Origin of the sequence: Mesorhizobium sp. B4-1-1 (assembly GCF_006439375.1) — a bacterium.
Taxonomy (GTDB): domain Bacteria; phylum Pseudomonadota; class Alphaproteobacteria; order Rhizobiales; family Rhizobiaceae; genus Mesorhizobium.
This window is the reverse complement of record NZ_VFTH01000004.1, coordinates 36408-49761: the sequence shown is the minus strand read 5'-3', so window position 1 is coordinate 49761 and position 13354 is coordinate 36408. Positions and strand designations below refer to the sequence as shown.

Here is a 13354-nt window from a genome sequence, read left to right as displayed (position 1 = left end):
CCGCAGTACCATGAGGGACCAAGAATGCCGTCGATCGAACTGCTCATCGCGTTCTTCGCCACCACGGCGATCTTCGCCTATATACCCGGCCCCGCCATGCTTTATGCGGCGGCGCAGACCATGGCGCGCGGGCGCTGGTCCGGGCTGACGGCGGCGCTGGGCATCCATCTCGGCGGCTATTTCCATGTCTTCGCTGCCGCCGCTGGCCTGTCCGTGCTGTTCCACGCCGTGCCGCCGCTCTACATGGCGGTCAAGCTCATCGGCGCGCTCTATCTGATCTGGCTCGGCGTTTGTCTCTTCCGCAAGCGCGCGGATGGCGAGACGGCGCTGCCCACGATCGAGCGGAAATCGGCCCGCCGAGCCTTTTTCGAGAGCATCACCGTCGAGGTGCTCAATCCCAAGACGGCGATCTTCTTCATGGCGTTCCTGCCGCAGTTCATCGACGCTTCCGCGGCGTTGCCGGTCTGGCTGCAGTTCGTGGTGTTGGGAACCATCGTCAATCTGATGTTTTCCTCGGCCGACATCGCCTGCGTGTTCCTGGCCGGCGCGATGATCGCCCGGCTGCGGCGCTCGGGCCGAGCGCAGCGCCTGATGCAGCGGGCGGGCGGCGCCGTGCTTGTCGGGCTCGGCGTTCATGTCGCCCTGCAGAAGAGCTGATTGCGCAGCCGTCTCCGGCTTGGGTCCGCGTCGGGCCTGCCGTTGCGCTCGCCCGAATTGCGGTATATCGGCATCGCCTTGAGTAGCCCACGCCACAATTCCGGCGCTGAAACCTAATCAAGTCCGGCCGTCTTCAGGCAGACCTCGAGTGAGATGATCAAGCACAATCCGCCTTCTCCGGAACCTTTGCATCGCACCATCGCCCGGTTCGGCGACGTCACCGTGCTGGTGGTGGGCGATTTCATCCTCGACCGCTTCGTCAGCGGCGTGATCGAGCGTATCTCGCCGGAAGCCCCCATCCCCGTGCTGCATGGAAAGGGCGAGACGTTGAACATGGGCGGCGCCGGCAATGTCGTCTCCAACATCGTTTCGCTGGGTGCTGCCGCCATACCCGTGTCGGTGATCGGCGCCGACCAGGCGGGTAACAATCTGATGCGGATGCTCAGCGAGATCGGCGTCGACGCGGACGGGCTCCTGCAGCGCCAGGATCGCATGACCTCGTCGAAAAGCCGTTTCAGCGCGCTCAACCAGCAGGTGCTGCGTTTCGACGAGGAAGAGATCAAACCGCTCACTTCCGCCGAGCGGGCGAAGCTCATCGATCATTTCCAGGCCGCGCTTGGCCGTGCCGACATCGTCATCCTCTCCGATTACGGAAAGGGCATCCTGCTCGACGGCGTCGCCGGCGAGCTGATCGCGATCTGCGGCGATGCCGGCAAGCCGGTGCTGGTCGATCCGAAGGGGCGCGACTATGCGCGCTATGCCGGCGCCACGGCTGTGACGCCGAACCGCAAGGAGCTTGGCGAGGCGGTCGGGCGCAAGGTGTTCGGCGACGACGAGATCGTAGCCGCTGCGCGCGACCTGATCGCCGCGCATGACTTCGAGTTCATCGTCGCCACGCGCAGCGAGAAGGGCATGAGCGTGGTCTCGGCCGAGGATGCCCGGCATATCTCCACCCAGGCGCGCGAAGTCTTTGATGTTTCGGGCGCCGGCGATACGGTCATCGCCAGTTTCGCGCTTTCGCTCGCCGCCGGCGCCGACCGGGTGCATGCCGCCGTCATTGCAAATGCGGCCGGCGGCGTCGTGGTAGGCAAACGCGGCACCGCGCGGCTGAACGTCGAGGAATTGTCCGGCGCGCTGTTCCGCTCACATGGGCCGACGTCTCATACCGATGCCATTCTTGACGCCAACGCCGCGGCCAGGATGGTCGCCGCCTGGAAGGAAGATGGGCTGACCGTCGGCTTCACCAATGGCTGTTTCGACATCCTGCATGCCGGCCATGTCAGCCTGCTGCATGCCGCGCGCAGCCAGTGCGACCGGCTGGTGCTCGGCCTCAACAGCGACGCCTCGGTGCACCGGCTGAAAGGGCCGGGGCGCCCGGTCAACAACCAGCATGATCGCGCCTGCGTGCTGGCCGCGCTCGCGTCGGTCGATGCCGTCGTCGTCTTCGAGGAAGACACGCCGCTGAAGCTGATCGAGGCGCTTCTGCCGGACATCCTGGTCAAAGGCGCGGATTACACGGTCGAGACCGTGGTCGGCGCCGATGTGGTGCAGAAGGCGGGCGGGCGCGTGGTGCTGGTCGATCTCGTCGCCGGCAAGAGCACGACGAACACCATCGGCAAGCTGCGTGCCGCAAACTGAGGATCTCATGTCTGACTTGAACGATTATCTTGTCCGCTCCGCGGCGGCGATCTCAGCGATGGTTGAACGCGACCTCACCGCGGAAATGGAGCGCGCCGTCGCGACCGTCGTCAAGGCGCTGTCGCAAGGCAAGGCGCTGCTGATCTGCGGCAATGGCGGCTCGGCGAGCGACGCCCTCCACATCGCCGGCGAACTGGTTGGCCGCTTCCTGAAGGAGCGCAAGGCCTATAATGTCATCGCGCTGCCGGCCAATGCCGCGGTGCTGACTGCGTGGGGCAACGACTACGGCTTCGACACCGTCTTCTCGCGCCAGGTCGAGGCGCATGGATCGAAAGGCGCGGTGCTGCTCGCCATTTCCACCAGCGGCAACTCGCCAAGCATTCTTGCCGCCGCCGAGCAGGCGCGTGTGATGGAGATGACGGTAATCAGCCTGACCGGCGAGACCGGCGGCAAGCTCAGGCCGCTGACCGACATCCTGCTCAACGTGCCGTCGACCTCGACGCCGATCATCCAGCAGGGGCATTTGTGCCTCTATCATCATCTGTGCGAGGCGGTCGAAGCGCGTCTCAGCAATGGCTGACGGCGAGTCCGCCTTTCCGCTCGTCGAGCCCGGCCTATGGGTGGAGCGGATTGGTAGCAAGGTCTTTGCGGCCGGCCGACCGGCGCTGTTTCTCGACCGTGACGGCACCATCAATGTTGATACTGGCTATCCCGACAATCCGGCCGATGTAGAGCTGCGCGACGATATCATACTTGCCATCGAGGCCGCGAACCGGCGGGGGATTCCGGTCGTTGTCGTCACCAACCAGTCCGGCATCGCACGCGGCTATTTCGGCTGGGATGCGTTCGCCAGGGTCAACGAGCGCGTGCTCGGCCTCATGGCTGAACAAAACGCGTTTGTCGACATGGTGCTTGCCTGCGCCTACCACGACGCCGGCAAGGATCCGCTAGCGGTTGCCGACCATCCGATGCGCAAGCCCAATCCGGGCATGCTGCTGGAGGCGGGCCGGCGGCTCGGCCTCGATCTCAAGCGATCGCTGATCGTCGGCGACAAGCCGGCCGATATGGAAGCCGGCCAGCGCGCCGGCCTTGCGCGTGGCTGGCTGGTCGACGGCGAAGGCTCGACGATAGGCGGGCTCTCGGTTTTGCCGTTGCGCGGCGCTCATGACCTTGAGGCGCTGCTTACCGCGATACGGTCGCTCTGATCGCGGGTTGTTTCAAAGCCCCGAGCTAAACCGCTTGTTTTTGCAGGTGAATTTCCGGAAGCCGGCACATTAAGTCGGAAAAGCCACCAGGCCCTCATCCTTGACGCGGCGGATGGTCAAGGCGGTGCGCACGGTGTCCACATTAGGGGCCGAAGCCAGCTCCTCGATGACGAAGGTCTGGAAGGTGCCGAGGTCGCTTGCCACGCAATGCAGCAGGAAGTCGGATTCGCCCGACACCATCCAGGCGTCGCGCACGATCGGCCAGCCGCGCGTGCGCTCGGCGAAGGCTTTCAGTTCGGCATCGGCCTGATGATGCAGGCCGATCAGGCAGAAGGCGACGACATCCATGCCCAGTGCCGGGGCATTGAGAAGCGCGCGGTAGCCTCGGATGATGCCGGCCTCCTCCAGTCGCCTAACCCGGCGCAGGCAAGGCGGCGCCGAGATGCCGACCCGGCTCGACAATTCGACATTGGTCATGCGGCCGTCGCCCTGCAGTTCGCGCAGGATCTTCCAGTCGATGGCGTCGAGATCGGCTTTCAGCGGCATGAAGGACTTTCGCGCAAGAATCTTTCGCAATTTTGTAATTTGGTTTCGCGTCAGAGGCCATAGCTTTGCGATGATTTTCTCCCTGTTTTGAGGCATGCCGTGATCCCAGAGCCGCGCATATCTCTGGACGACATGCATCGGTGACGGGCGGCGATATGGCCCGATATGCGGGGAACGAAGCTTTCCGGGGACGAAAGCCAACCTGCCTTGCTGGTCTCACGGGCAACACTTACATTACGCGCGACAAACCACGGCTGCGCGCCGCAGGGGACTTTCATGAACACCAAACATGCGCCCGTTCTTATCATCGGTTCCGGCCCGGCCGGCTACACGGCGGCGGTCTACGCCGCGCGCGCCATGCTGAAGCCGATGCTGGTCGCCGGCCTGCAGCAGGGCGGCCAATTGATGATCACTACCGACGTCGAGAACTATCCCGGCTTCGCCGATCCGATCCAGGGCCCCTGGCTGATGGAGCAGATGCTCAAGCAGGCCGAGCATGTCGGCACCGACATCATCAACGACATCATCACCGAGGTCGACCTCAATGTGCGGCCGTTTCGCGCCACAGGCGACTCCGGCACGGTCTACACGGCGGACGCCTTGATCATCGCCACCGGCGCGCAGGCCAAGTGGCTGGGCATCCCGTCGGAGCAGACGTTCATGGGCTTCGGCGTTTCGGCCTGCGCCACCTGCGACGGCTTCTTCTATCGCGGCAAGGACGTCGCGGTGGTGGGCGGCGGCAATTCCGCGGTGGAGGAGGCGCTCTATCTGTCGAACCTCGCCAAGAGCGTCACCGTCATCCACCGGCGCAGCGATTTCCGCGCCGAGCGCATCCTGCGCGAGCGGCTGCTCAAGAAGGACAATGTCCGCGTCATCTGGGACACGGTCGTCGACGAGATCACCGGACGGCCGGGCAAGGCGCCGCTGCCGCCCTCGGTCGAGGGCCTGACGCTGCGCAACGTGGCGACCGGCCAGGAATCGAAGCTGCCGGTCGACGGCGTGTTCGTCGCCATCGGCCATGCGCCGGCGGTGGAACTCTTCGCCGGCAAGCTGAAGCAGAAGCCGAACGGCTATCTGTGGACGGCGCCCGATTCCACCCGCACCGATGTGCCCGGCGTCTTCGCCGCCGGCGACGTCACCGACGACGTGTACCGCCAGGCGGTGACGGCGGCTGGGCTTGGCTGCATGGCGGCGCTCGAGGCGGAAAAATATCTGGCGGGCATCGAGGTTCACCGCGAAGCGGCGGAATGACAGATCGGCTGAAAGAAGCCGTTTAAAAGCCTGATTTTTCATTCAGACGCCGAAGGCAACGCGAGGGGAATCATGGCGCTGGACTGGGACAAATTACGCGTATTTCACGCAGCGGCGGAGGCTGGGTCGTTCACCCATGCCGCCGAGACGCTGCATCTGTCGCAATCGGCTATTTCGCGGCAGGTCAGCGCGCTGGAGCATGATGTCGGCGTCGCGCTGTTCCACCGCCATGCGCGTGGCCTGGTGCTGACCGAGCAGGGCGAGATGCTGTTCCGCACGGCGCATGACGTGCTGATGAAGCTGGAGACGATCAAGACGCGGCTGACCGAGACCAAGGACCGGCCGTCGGGCGTGCTCAGGGTAACGACCACGGTGGGCCTGGGCGCCGGCTGGCTGACCGAACGGGTGCAGGAATTCATCGAGCTCTATCCCGAGATCAGCCTGCAGCTGATCCTCGCCAATGAGGAGCTCGACCTCACCATGCGCCAGGCCGATTGCGCGATCCGGCTGCGCCAGCCGCAGCAGCCCGACCTCATCCAGCGCCGGCTGTTCACGGTGCATTTCCACCTTTACGCGGCGCCGTCCTATATCGCCAAGTTCAGCAGGCCGGCCTCGATCGCCGAGCTCAGAAACCACCGCATCGTCACCTTCGGCGTCCCGGTGCCTTCGCATCTGTCGGAGCTGAACTGGCTGGAGACCGTCGGCGATTTCGAGGGCGCGCAGCGGGTGCCGACGCTGCAGATCAACGACATCCTGTCGATCAAGCGGGCCGTGCAGGGCGGCGCCGGCATCGCCATGCTGCCGGACTATGTGATCAACAAGGACTCAAACCTGGTGCAGTTGCTGCCGGAGACCGAGGTGCCGTCCTTCGATACCTATTTCGCCTATCCCGACGCGATGAAGAACCAGGCGAAGCTGCACGTTTTTCGCGATTTCATCATCGCCAAGGCCCGCAGCTGGTCTTACTAAAAACGCCCGGCCGAGAAACTACTGCCCGCGCCACGGCGTCAGCCGTGGCAGCCAGCCGGGGACGGCGCGGCGGTAGGTTTCGTATTCCGCGCCATAGCGGTTGGCGAGCGTCGGCTCTTCATAGACCTTGACGAAGGAGACCATCGCCGCGGCGGCGATCAGGCCGTAGACCAGCATCGCCCAGCTCGAAAAGATCAGCGCCTGGCCAAGGATGATCGCCAGCACCGCCACGTACATTGGGTTGCGCACATGGCGGTAGATGCCGCCGACGACCAGTTTCTCGGTCGGCGCCACGGGAGCGGGCGTGCCCAAGCCCTCGAGGGCAAAACGGGCAAAGGCATGAAGCAGGATGGCGGCGGCTCCGACCACGAGAAGCGAGCCCGCAGACACGAAGCCCGGCAGGGCCGACAGAGGTTTGCGAGAGTGGTCGGTCAAGAGCCATGGCGCCAGGCCGGCGACGACGCCGGGCGCGACGACAAGGAGCAGCGCGCTGCCGGCGATTGCCGAAAAAGTTCGCATCGTCGGTCTCCTGCCGTAAAAATAAACTCGGCTTGCCGAAATCGACATCATTTCGCGGATTCGCATATTTCCGAGCAAAATCAGCTCGATTTTGCATTTAAGCAGTCGCCTTAGGGCCGGAAACGCGCCGGAATCGGCGATTTTTCTGGTCCTATGGGTTCCAGGAATAGGTTGGACCACAGCCTGCGTCTTTTTGCATGCGTGTGTTGCAAAATAGATGCTTGTTTCTTGGGCATGATGAGCACATATATAGTGTCATCTCCAGGGCGCGTTCTCCTCCCATTAGCGCCCTCGAGTGTTCCCCTCTGGAGGTTAGCCCTAATCGGCACTTCCAATCAACTCAGCCGGATCTTTATTGATCCGGCTTTTTTGTTGCCCGCGTGCCTTCGAGCCGGGAAAAAAACGACTGGATCCACCACGTAACAGTGACATGTAACATCGGGTAACATGTCGCGGACGAACTCTATGGTTTAAGTAGAGGATAGGACGCGGTTGGTCGGTTCGGGAGATGGGGGCATCACTCGGAAGACCGGGCTCAGGCAAGCACCGCGTCCGAACCATTTTTCCGGATGCGGCGGACCAGCCGTTGCCTCCCAGGAAAACGGTCCGCAATAGGAACGGCGTCCGGATCATCCGGACGCCGTTTTCATATCTTCAACAGAAGTCTGCGACCTGCTCAGGCGGCTTTGCCGTTGGCGTTCATCGCCTCGTCGGCGAGCCGGCCGGTGAGCTCGGCCATGTGGTCGAAAGCGGCCTTGTAGCTGGCGACGCCGGCGGTCGCCGAGCGCAGCTCGATGATCAGGTCACCGATTTCGGCCTGCGGCATGGTCGCCTCGACGACGTCCCAGCCGGGCCAGTCGGGCCTTGCATCATAGCCGAGGATCTGGCCGCGCCGCTGCGGGATCAGCGCGATGATCTTCGAGGTCGCGTCCGAAGGCGTGACGATCTCGACCTTCATCACCGGCTCCAGCAGGACCGGCGAACAGGCGGTCATGCCTTCCTTCATCGCGAGCTTCGCCGCCATCTGGAAGGCCATGTCGGAGGAGTCCACGGCATGGTAGGAGCCGTCCGACAGGTTGACGGCGACGTCGACAACCGGGAAGCCGAGCGGGCCTGTCTTCAGGTAGTCGCGGATGCCGGTCTCCACCGACTGAATGTAGGTTTTCGGCACCACGCCACCGGTGATGGTGTCGGAGAACTGGAAGCCGGATCCGCGCGGCAGCGGCTTGATCTCGATCACCACGTCGCCGAACTGGCCGTGGCCGCCGGACTGCTTCTTGTGGCGGCCGCGCTGCTGCGCTCCTTTGCGGATCGTCTCCCGGTAAGGCACCGCCGGGGCATGACCCTCGATCGGGATCTGGTTCTTGCCCTCGAGGCGCTCGCGCACCACGCGCAGATGCATTTCGCCGTGGCCCGACAGGACGGTTTCGGCGGAATCCTGGTTGTGGCGCAGGCTGAGCGATGGATCCTCCTCGGCAAGCCGCTGGATCGCCGCGGACATTTTGACCTCGTCCTTGCGCTCCTTGGGGCGAAGCGCGAAGGCGAAGACAGGCTGCGGCGGTTCCAGCGTGACCAATGGCCGGATGCCGCCCTTGGCCGAACTCAGCGTCTGGCCGGTCTTGACGTCGTCGAGCTTGCCGAGCGCGACCGTGTCGCCCGCCTTGGCGGATGTCAGCTTCGTCTGGTCCTTGCCGAGCATCTTGTAGATGCCGGAAACCTTCGCCGTGTCGCCGTTGGAAAGGAAGAGCTCGGCCGCGTCGGCCAATTGGCCGGAAAGCACGCGCGACACCGAAAGCTTGCCGCCATGCGCGGTGTGGATGGTCTTCATCACCTGCACCACCGTCTGGCCGTCCGGCGCGCCAAGGCGCTTCCTGGTTGCCTCGACATCGGGCGCATCGTGGCGAATGGCCTTCAACAGGCGCAGCACGCCATTGCCCTTCTCGGCCGTGCCGATCAGCACCGGCGTCACCGCGCCGGCGCGCAGGTCGGCCGAGAGATCATCGAAGATCGCATCCTTCGGCGGCTCGATCTCCTCCAGCAACTGCTCCATCAGGTGATCGTCATGGTCGGCGAGCGTCTCCAGCATGGAAAACCGCGCCTCCAGCTCGCGCGCCTTGTCGTCGTTCGCGATGTCGGCGACCTGGCTCTCGGCATATTCGCGGTAGATGTAGGCGCGTTCCAGCGCCAGATCGATCGAGCCGATGACGACGCCGTCCTTGCGCACCGGAATCTGGCGCAGCAGCAGCGGCACAGAACTTGCCGGCTGCAGCATCTTCAGCGTGTCGCGCACGCCCGTGATCGCCTTGTCGACCTTGTTGAGGAACAGGATGCGCGGAATGGCGAGATCGTCGAGCTTGCGCATGATGAGCTGGAGCGCCGGGATCTTCTTCTCGTCGGCCTCGGCGACGACGACAGCGAGGTCGCAAGCGGCAAGCACGGGTTCGGCCTCGAAGGCGAATTCGATGGAGCCGGGGCAGTCGACGAAGGTGATCTGCTCGCCCATGAAATCGGTGGTGGCGAAGGTCGCCTCGACGCTCATGGCGTGAGCGCGGGCCTCGGGCGAATGATCGGAAACAGTGTTGCCCGACGAAACTGGTGACTGGCGGGGAATGGCGCCCGTGCGGGCGAGTATTGCTTCGAGAAGTGTCGTCTTACCGCTTGCGAAGGGACCGATTATGGCGATGCATTTCGGTCCCGTGCGTCGTCCTCCGGCGCGAGTACCCATGGCTGACCTCCACTCAGGCGTTTCCCAAGAGAGCGATCAGCAAAAGTGGAAACCGGTTTTGCGTCCGATCGCACCCTATGCAGAGCGGCGGCCGGCCTGTTCGGCCGTCGCGGGCGGGGTTTATCCACCCCTTCCCAAAGCCATCGTCACACGGGTTCGCCGGGAGGGCAAGAAAAATAGGATGTTCGCCGGCTTGGAGTCGTCAGGCCACCATTTCCTATGTCAGGCTGTGAGGGCGAGCGGTTCGCGGGCGGCTGCACACAACGCGCTTGCCTTGTCGCGCGGCGCGGGCTTGCCGAAGAAATAGCCCTGGAAACGGCTGCAGCCGGCGGTCCTGGCGAGGGCGAATTCCTCCGCGGTTTCGACGCCTTCCGCGACGATGGCGATGTCCTGGATGCGGGCGATCTGGGCAAGCGCGGAAACGAAGATCTGCGCCACCTGGTCATGGGCGAGGCTGCGGATGTAGGAGCGGTCGATCTTGACGCTGTCGATGGGCAGCGACTTCAGATAGTTGAAGCCGCAATGGCCGGTGCCGAAGTCGTCCAGCGCAATGTGGAAGCCGAGGCCGCGCAGCGCCTCCAGGCGCCTCAGAACCTCGGGCGTCGCGGCCGTCGCCACCGTCTCGGTGATCTCGATGATGAACTGCGATGCGGACCGGCCGGTTTCGCGCAGGATCCGGTTGCACATCGTCACGATCTCGTCGCGCTTCAACTGCTCGCCCGAGACGTTGATCGAGATGCGCCGTCCGGGAAAATGCCCGACATCGGCACAGGCGCGCTTGAAGACCCACTCGCCGATCATGTCGATCAGCGTCGAGCGCTCGGCGATCGGGATGAATTCCGCCGGCGCGGTCAAACCGCGCACCGGGTGACGCCAGCGGATCAAGCCTTCCAGCGCGTCGACCGAGCCGTCGGGATTGACGATCGGCTGATAGTGCAGCTCCAGCTCGCCGAGATAGACCGCGGCGCGCAGTTCGCGTTCCACCAGCCGGCGATAACGCTTGTCCGACAGCATCTCCTCGTCGAAAACGGTGATGCGGCCGCGACCGGCGGCCTTGCTTTCGTAGAGCGCGAGATCGGCCAGCAGCATCAATTCAGCGCCGTTCGAAGCATGCAACGGCGCGAGCGCGACGCCCACCGAGATCGACAGGGGAATGATCTTGCCTTCATGCCTCTTGCCGGCACGCATCGCGTCCAGCAGCCGGCGCGCGTCCTTGTTGATAATGGCGACGTCGCCATGCGGAACCATGATGCCGAACTCGTCGCCGCCGAGCCGGCCGATGACGCCGTCCTCGAAGATGCGCTGGGCTTCCGCGACCAGGTGCGCCAGCGCCAGATCGCCGAACTGATGGCCGAACGTGTCGTTGAGCTGCTTGAAATGATCGAGGTCGATCAAAAGCAGGCTTGCCTGGCGACGGTTGCGCAAGCCGCCCAGCCAGTCGCCCAGCGCTTCGATGAAATAGCGCCGGGTCATGGCCCCGGTCATGGCATCGACGGTGAGAAAGCGATGCTTCTCGGCCTCGGCATCCGCCGCCGACTGCAGGCGCTGGACGACGCTCGAGCGCATATACATCAACACCAGAAGCGCCATTAAGGTCGATGCCACCGATACCACCAGCGCGCCTGCGCGGGAGGCGTTCTCCGTCAGCGCGAAAGCCGCAAGCCCGGTGGCGCCGATGCTCATCACGAGCAAAGCCTGGATGCCGCGATAGATACGGCCGCTGTGATCCTTGATTGTCGCCAAGATACTCATGTCCGCGCCCCCACAGCACGCGACATGGCTAGGGCTTCAGCCGTTAACAAACACTGAGTTCGGCGACCGTTCCGCGGCATTAATCAGCGCCGGATTGAGCGGTGGCGTTTTATGGTTAAAAAGCAACGATTTATGACAGTTTGTTGACCGGCTAACGAGCCTCTATCGCGGGGCCTCGACGCGGTCAGGCGGCTGAAAAGGCCGGTTGCGTCAACAGCGCATCGGGGTCAAACTGCTTCGCAAGACGAGGCAGGAGCGGTTCACTGTCTCGCGGAAACGGCGAAACGCTCCATCTCTTTGTTTTTACGCAATTCCGGACGGAAGGTTACGGCGAAGGCGCCGAACTTAACCGCTCACACTTTTCCTGGAATTGCTCCAGCGAAGCATTATTCGAGAAGGATTGGACGATGAAGATCATTGCGTGCGGCTCAGTGCCGACAGTCATCGCGCCGGACAAATACTTTACCGGGCGGGTGCTGCAGACGGCGATCGTCGAGAAGGAAGCGCCGGCAAGGCTCAGGGCGACGCTGGTCAGCTTCGAGCCCGGCGCGCGCACGCATTGGCACACGCACCCGCTTGGACAGACGCTCTATGTCACCTCCGGCGCCGGGCTTGCCCAGACCTGGGGCGGGCCGATCGAAGAGATCAGGGCAGGGGATGTCGTTTCCTTCGCGCCGGGCGAAAAGCACTGGCATGGCGCCGGGGCGAAAACCGCCATGACCCATATCGCCATGCAGGAGGCGCTGGACGGCGTCCACGCCGACTGGCTGGAAGCGGTCACGCCGGAGCAATATGGCGGCTAAGGCCGACAAAAAACCCGGCCGAAGCCGGGTTTTCCGATATGACAGCGTGCGCGCGATCAGGTCAGCGACGCGGTAAAGCGCTGGATGCGCCTGCAGGCTTCTTCCAGCAAGGCATCCGAGGTGGCGTAGGAGATGCGGAAGTTCGGCCCCAGCCCAAAGGCCGAGCCGAACACCACCGCCACACCTTCGGCCTCAAGCAGCTCCGCGCAGAAGGCCTCGTCGGTGTCGATGACCTTGCCGGCTTTGGTCTTCTTGCCGATCAGCTGGGCGCAGGACGGGTAGACATAGAAGGCGCCTTCCGGCGACGGGCAGGAGATGCCGCGCGCCTGGTTGAGCATAGAGACGACGAGGTCGCGGCGGCCCTGGAAGATCGCCTTGTTCTTGGCAATGAAATCCTGCGGCCCGTTGAGCGCCTCGACGGAAGCCCATTGCGCGATGGTGCAGGCGCCCGACGTCTGCTGGCCCTGGATCATGTCCATCGCCTTGACGAGCGCCACCGGGCCGGCGGCATAGCCGATGCGCCAGCCGGTCATGGCATAGGCTTTCGACACGCCGTTCATGGTGAGCGTGCGCTCATAGAGGTTCGGCTCGACCTCGGCGATGGTCTTGAAGACGAAGTCGCCATAGGTCAGGTGCTCATACATGTCGTCGGTCAGCGTCCAGACATGCGGATGCTTGAGCAGCACGTCGGCCAGCGCCCGCAGTTCGGCCTCCGTGTAGGCGGCGCCCGAGGGGTTCGACGGCGAATTCATCAACAGCCATTTGGTCTTCGGCGTGATCGCCTTTTCCAGCACTTGCGGTGTGAGTTTGAAGCCGTTGTCGATCGAGGTGTCGGCGAACACCGACGTGCCGCCGCAGATCGCCACCATTTCAGGATAGCTCACCCAGTAGGGGCGTGGGATGACGACTTCGTCGCCGGGGTTCAGCGTCGCCATGAAGGCGTTGAACAGGATCTGCTTGCCGCCGGTGCCGACGATGGTCTGCTCCGGCCGGTAGTCGAGGTTGTTCTCGCGCTTGAACTTCCTGGCGATCGCCTCGCGCAGCGGCACGATGCCGGAGACCGGCGGATATTTGGTCTCGCCGCGGTGGATCGCCTCGATCGCCGCGTTCTTGATGTTGTCGGGCGTATCGAAATCGGGCTCGCCGGCGCCGAGGCCGATCACGTCACGGCCGGCATTTTTCAGCTCGCGCGCTTTCTGCGTCACCGCGATGGTCGCGGAAGGCTTAACGCGGGAAAGGGCGTCGGCGAGAAAGGCCATGACAAAATGTCTCCTAGGAAAGCGGCCAGG

The 13354-nt window shown here is 63.8% G+C and carries 12 protein-coding genes; 7 read left to right on the top strand and 5 right to left on the bottom strand.

Features of this window, described 5'->3' with window-relative positions; translation table 11 throughout:
• Positions 1 to 24 precede the first annotated feature (24 nt).
• The 4 genes from FJW10_RS06975 to FJW10_RS06960 all read left to right on the top strand — a co-directional run bounded on the left by FJW10_RS06975 (position 25) and on the right by FJW10_RS06960 (position 3500).
• Positions 25 to 657, top strand: coding sequence for a LysE family translocator (locus FJW10_RS06975; RefSeq protein WP_140899406.1), 633 nt, complete (start codon positions 25 to 27; stop codon positions 655 to 657).
• Between the two features lie 153 nt (positions 658 to 810).
• A complete protein-coding gene (gene rfaE1, locus FJW10_RS06970; protein ID WP_140899405.1) occupies positions 811 to 2295 on the top strand; it encodes a D-glycero-beta-D-manno-heptose-7-phosphate kinase in 1485 nt (494 codons plus the stop codon).
• 7 nt (positions 2296 to 2302) lie between these two features.
• A complete protein-coding gene (locus FJW10_RS06965) occupies positions 2303 to 2875 on the top strand; it encodes an SIS domain-containing protein (protein ID WP_140899403.1) in 573 nt (190 codons plus the stop codon).
• Complete coding sequence (locus FJW10_RS06960; RefSeq protein ID WP_140899401.1) at positions 2868 to 3500, top strand: HAD family hydrolase; 633 nt, start codon at positions 2868 to 2870, stop codon at positions 3498 to 3500. Before FJW10_RS06965 ends, FJW10_RS06960 begins: the two co-directional genes overlap by 8 nt.
• Before the next feature lie 69 nt (positions 3501 to 3569).
• Here the strand turns inward: FJW10_RS06960 and FJW10_RS06955 are convergent, their stop codons facing one another.
• Positions 3570 to 4046, bottom strand: coding sequence for an Lrp/AsnC family transcriptional regulator (locus FJW10_RS06955; RefSeq protein ID WP_140782319.1), 477 nt, complete (start codon positions 4044 to 4046; stop codon positions 3570 to 3572).
• A gap of 276 nt (positions 4047 to 4322) precedes the next feature.
• Here FJW10_RS06955 and trxB point away from each other — a divergent pair, with 276 nt between their 5' ends.
• Positions 4323 to 5297, top strand: a complete 975-nt coding sequence (gene trxB, locus FJW10_RS06950) for a thioredoxin-disulfide reductase (protein ID WP_140899399.1) — start codon at positions 4323 to 4325, stop codon at positions 5295 to 5297.
• A 72-nt stretch (positions 5298 to 5369) separates the two neighbouring features.
• The gene (locus FJW10_RS06945) at positions 5370 to 6266 is read left to right on the top strand and encodes a LysR family transcriptional regulator (RefSeq protein WP_140640770.1); all 897 of its coding nucleotides are present in this window, start codon (positions 5370 to 5372) and stop codon (positions 6264 to 6266) included.
• A gap of 18 nt (positions 6267 to 6284) precedes the next feature.
• On the opposite strand, the gene FJW10_RS06940 is transcribed toward FJW10_RS06945, so the two are convergent.
• The 3 genes from FJW10_RS06940 to FJW10_RS06930 form a co-directional block, all read right to left on the bottom strand.
• Complete coding sequence (locus FJW10_RS06940; RefSeq protein WP_140899397.1) at positions 6285 to 6785, bottom strand: isoprenylcysteine carboxylmethyltransferase family protein; 501 nt, start codon at positions 6783 to 6785, stop codon at positions 6285 to 6287.
• 676 nt (positions 6786 to 7461) lie between these two features.
• Positions 7462 to 9510, bottom strand: a complete 2049-nt coding sequence (locus tag FJW10_RS06935; RefSeq protein ID WP_140782316.1) for an elongation factor G — start codon at positions 9508 to 9510, stop codon at positions 7462 to 7464.
• Between the two features lie 222 nt (positions 9511 to 9732).
• Positions 9733 to 11262, bottom strand: coding sequence for an EAL domain-containing protein (locus FJW10_RS06930; RefSeq protein ID WP_140899395.1), 1530 nt, complete (start codon positions 11260 to 11262; stop codon positions 9733 to 9735).
• 407 nt (positions 11263 to 11669) lie between these two features.
• Here FJW10_RS06930 and FJW10_RS06925 point away from each other — a divergent pair, with 407 nt between their 5' ends.
• On the top strand, positions 11670 to 12065 hold the full coding sequence (locus tag FJW10_RS06925; RefSeq protein ID WP_140899394.1) for a cupin domain-containing protein: 396 nt from the start codon (positions 11670 to 11672) through the stop codon (positions 12063 to 12065).
• 56 nt (positions 12066 to 12121) lie between these two features.
• Here the strand turns inward: FJW10_RS06925 and FJW10_RS06920 are convergent, their stop codons facing one another.
• A complete protein-coding gene (locus FJW10_RS06920; protein WP_140899392.1) occupies positions 12122 to 13324 on the bottom strand; it encodes a pyridoxal phosphate-dependent aminotransferase in 1203 nt (400 codons plus the stop codon).
• Positions 13325 to 13354 lie beyond the last annotated feature (30 nt).

Excerpts from the sequence above, each read along its gene's own strand:
- FJW10_RS06930 (WP_140899395.1), bottom strand. The coding sequence starts at position 11,262 with ATGAGTATCTTGGCGACAATCAAGGATCACAGCGGCCGTATCTATCGC.
- FJW10_RS06940 (WP_140899397.1), bottom strand. The coding sequence starts at position 6,785 with ATGCGAACTTTTTCGGCAATCGCCGGCAGCGCGCTGCTCCTTGTCGTC.
- trxB (WP_140899399.1), top strand. The coding sequence starts at position 4,323 with ATGAACACCAAACATGCGCCCGTTCTTATCATCGGTTCCGGCCCGGCC.
- FJW10_RS06945 (WP_140640770.1), top strand. The coding sequence starts at position 5,370 with ATGGCGCTGGACTGGGACAAATTACGCGTATTTCACGCAGCGGCGGAG.
- FJW10_RS06935 (WP_140782316.1), bottom strand. The coding sequence starts at position 9,510 with ATGGGTACTCGCGCCGGAGGACGACGCACGGGACCGAAATGCATCGCC.
- rfaE1 (WP_140899405.1), top strand. The coding sequence starts at position 811 with ATGATCAAGCACAATCCGCCTTCTCCGGAACCTTTGCATCGCACCATC.
- FJW10_RS06975 (WP_140899406.1), top strand. The coding sequence starts at position 25 with ATGCCGTCGATCGAACTGCTCATCGCGTTCTTCGCCACCACGGCGATC.
- FJW10_RS06925 (WP_140899394.1), top strand. The coding sequence starts at position 11,670 with ATGAAGATCATTGCGTGCGGCTCAGTGCCGACAGTCATCGCGCCGGAC.
- FJW10_RS06965 (WP_140899403.1), top strand. The coding sequence starts at position 2,303 with ATGTCTGACTTGAACGATTATCTTGTCCGCTCCGCGGCGGCGATCTCA.
- FJW10_RS06920 (WP_140899392.1), bottom strand. The coding sequence starts at position 13,324 with ATGGCCTTTCTCGCCGACGCCCTTTCCCGCGTTAAGCCTTCCGCGACC.
- FJW10_RS06955 (WP_140782319.1), bottom strand. The coding sequence starts at position 4,046 with ATGCCGCTGAAAGCCGATCTCGACGCCATCGACTGGAAGATCCTGCGC.
- FJW10_RS06960 (WP_140899401.1), top strand. The coding sequence starts at position 2,868 with ATGGCTGACGGCGAGTCCGCCTTTCCGCTCGTCGAGCCCGGCCTATGG.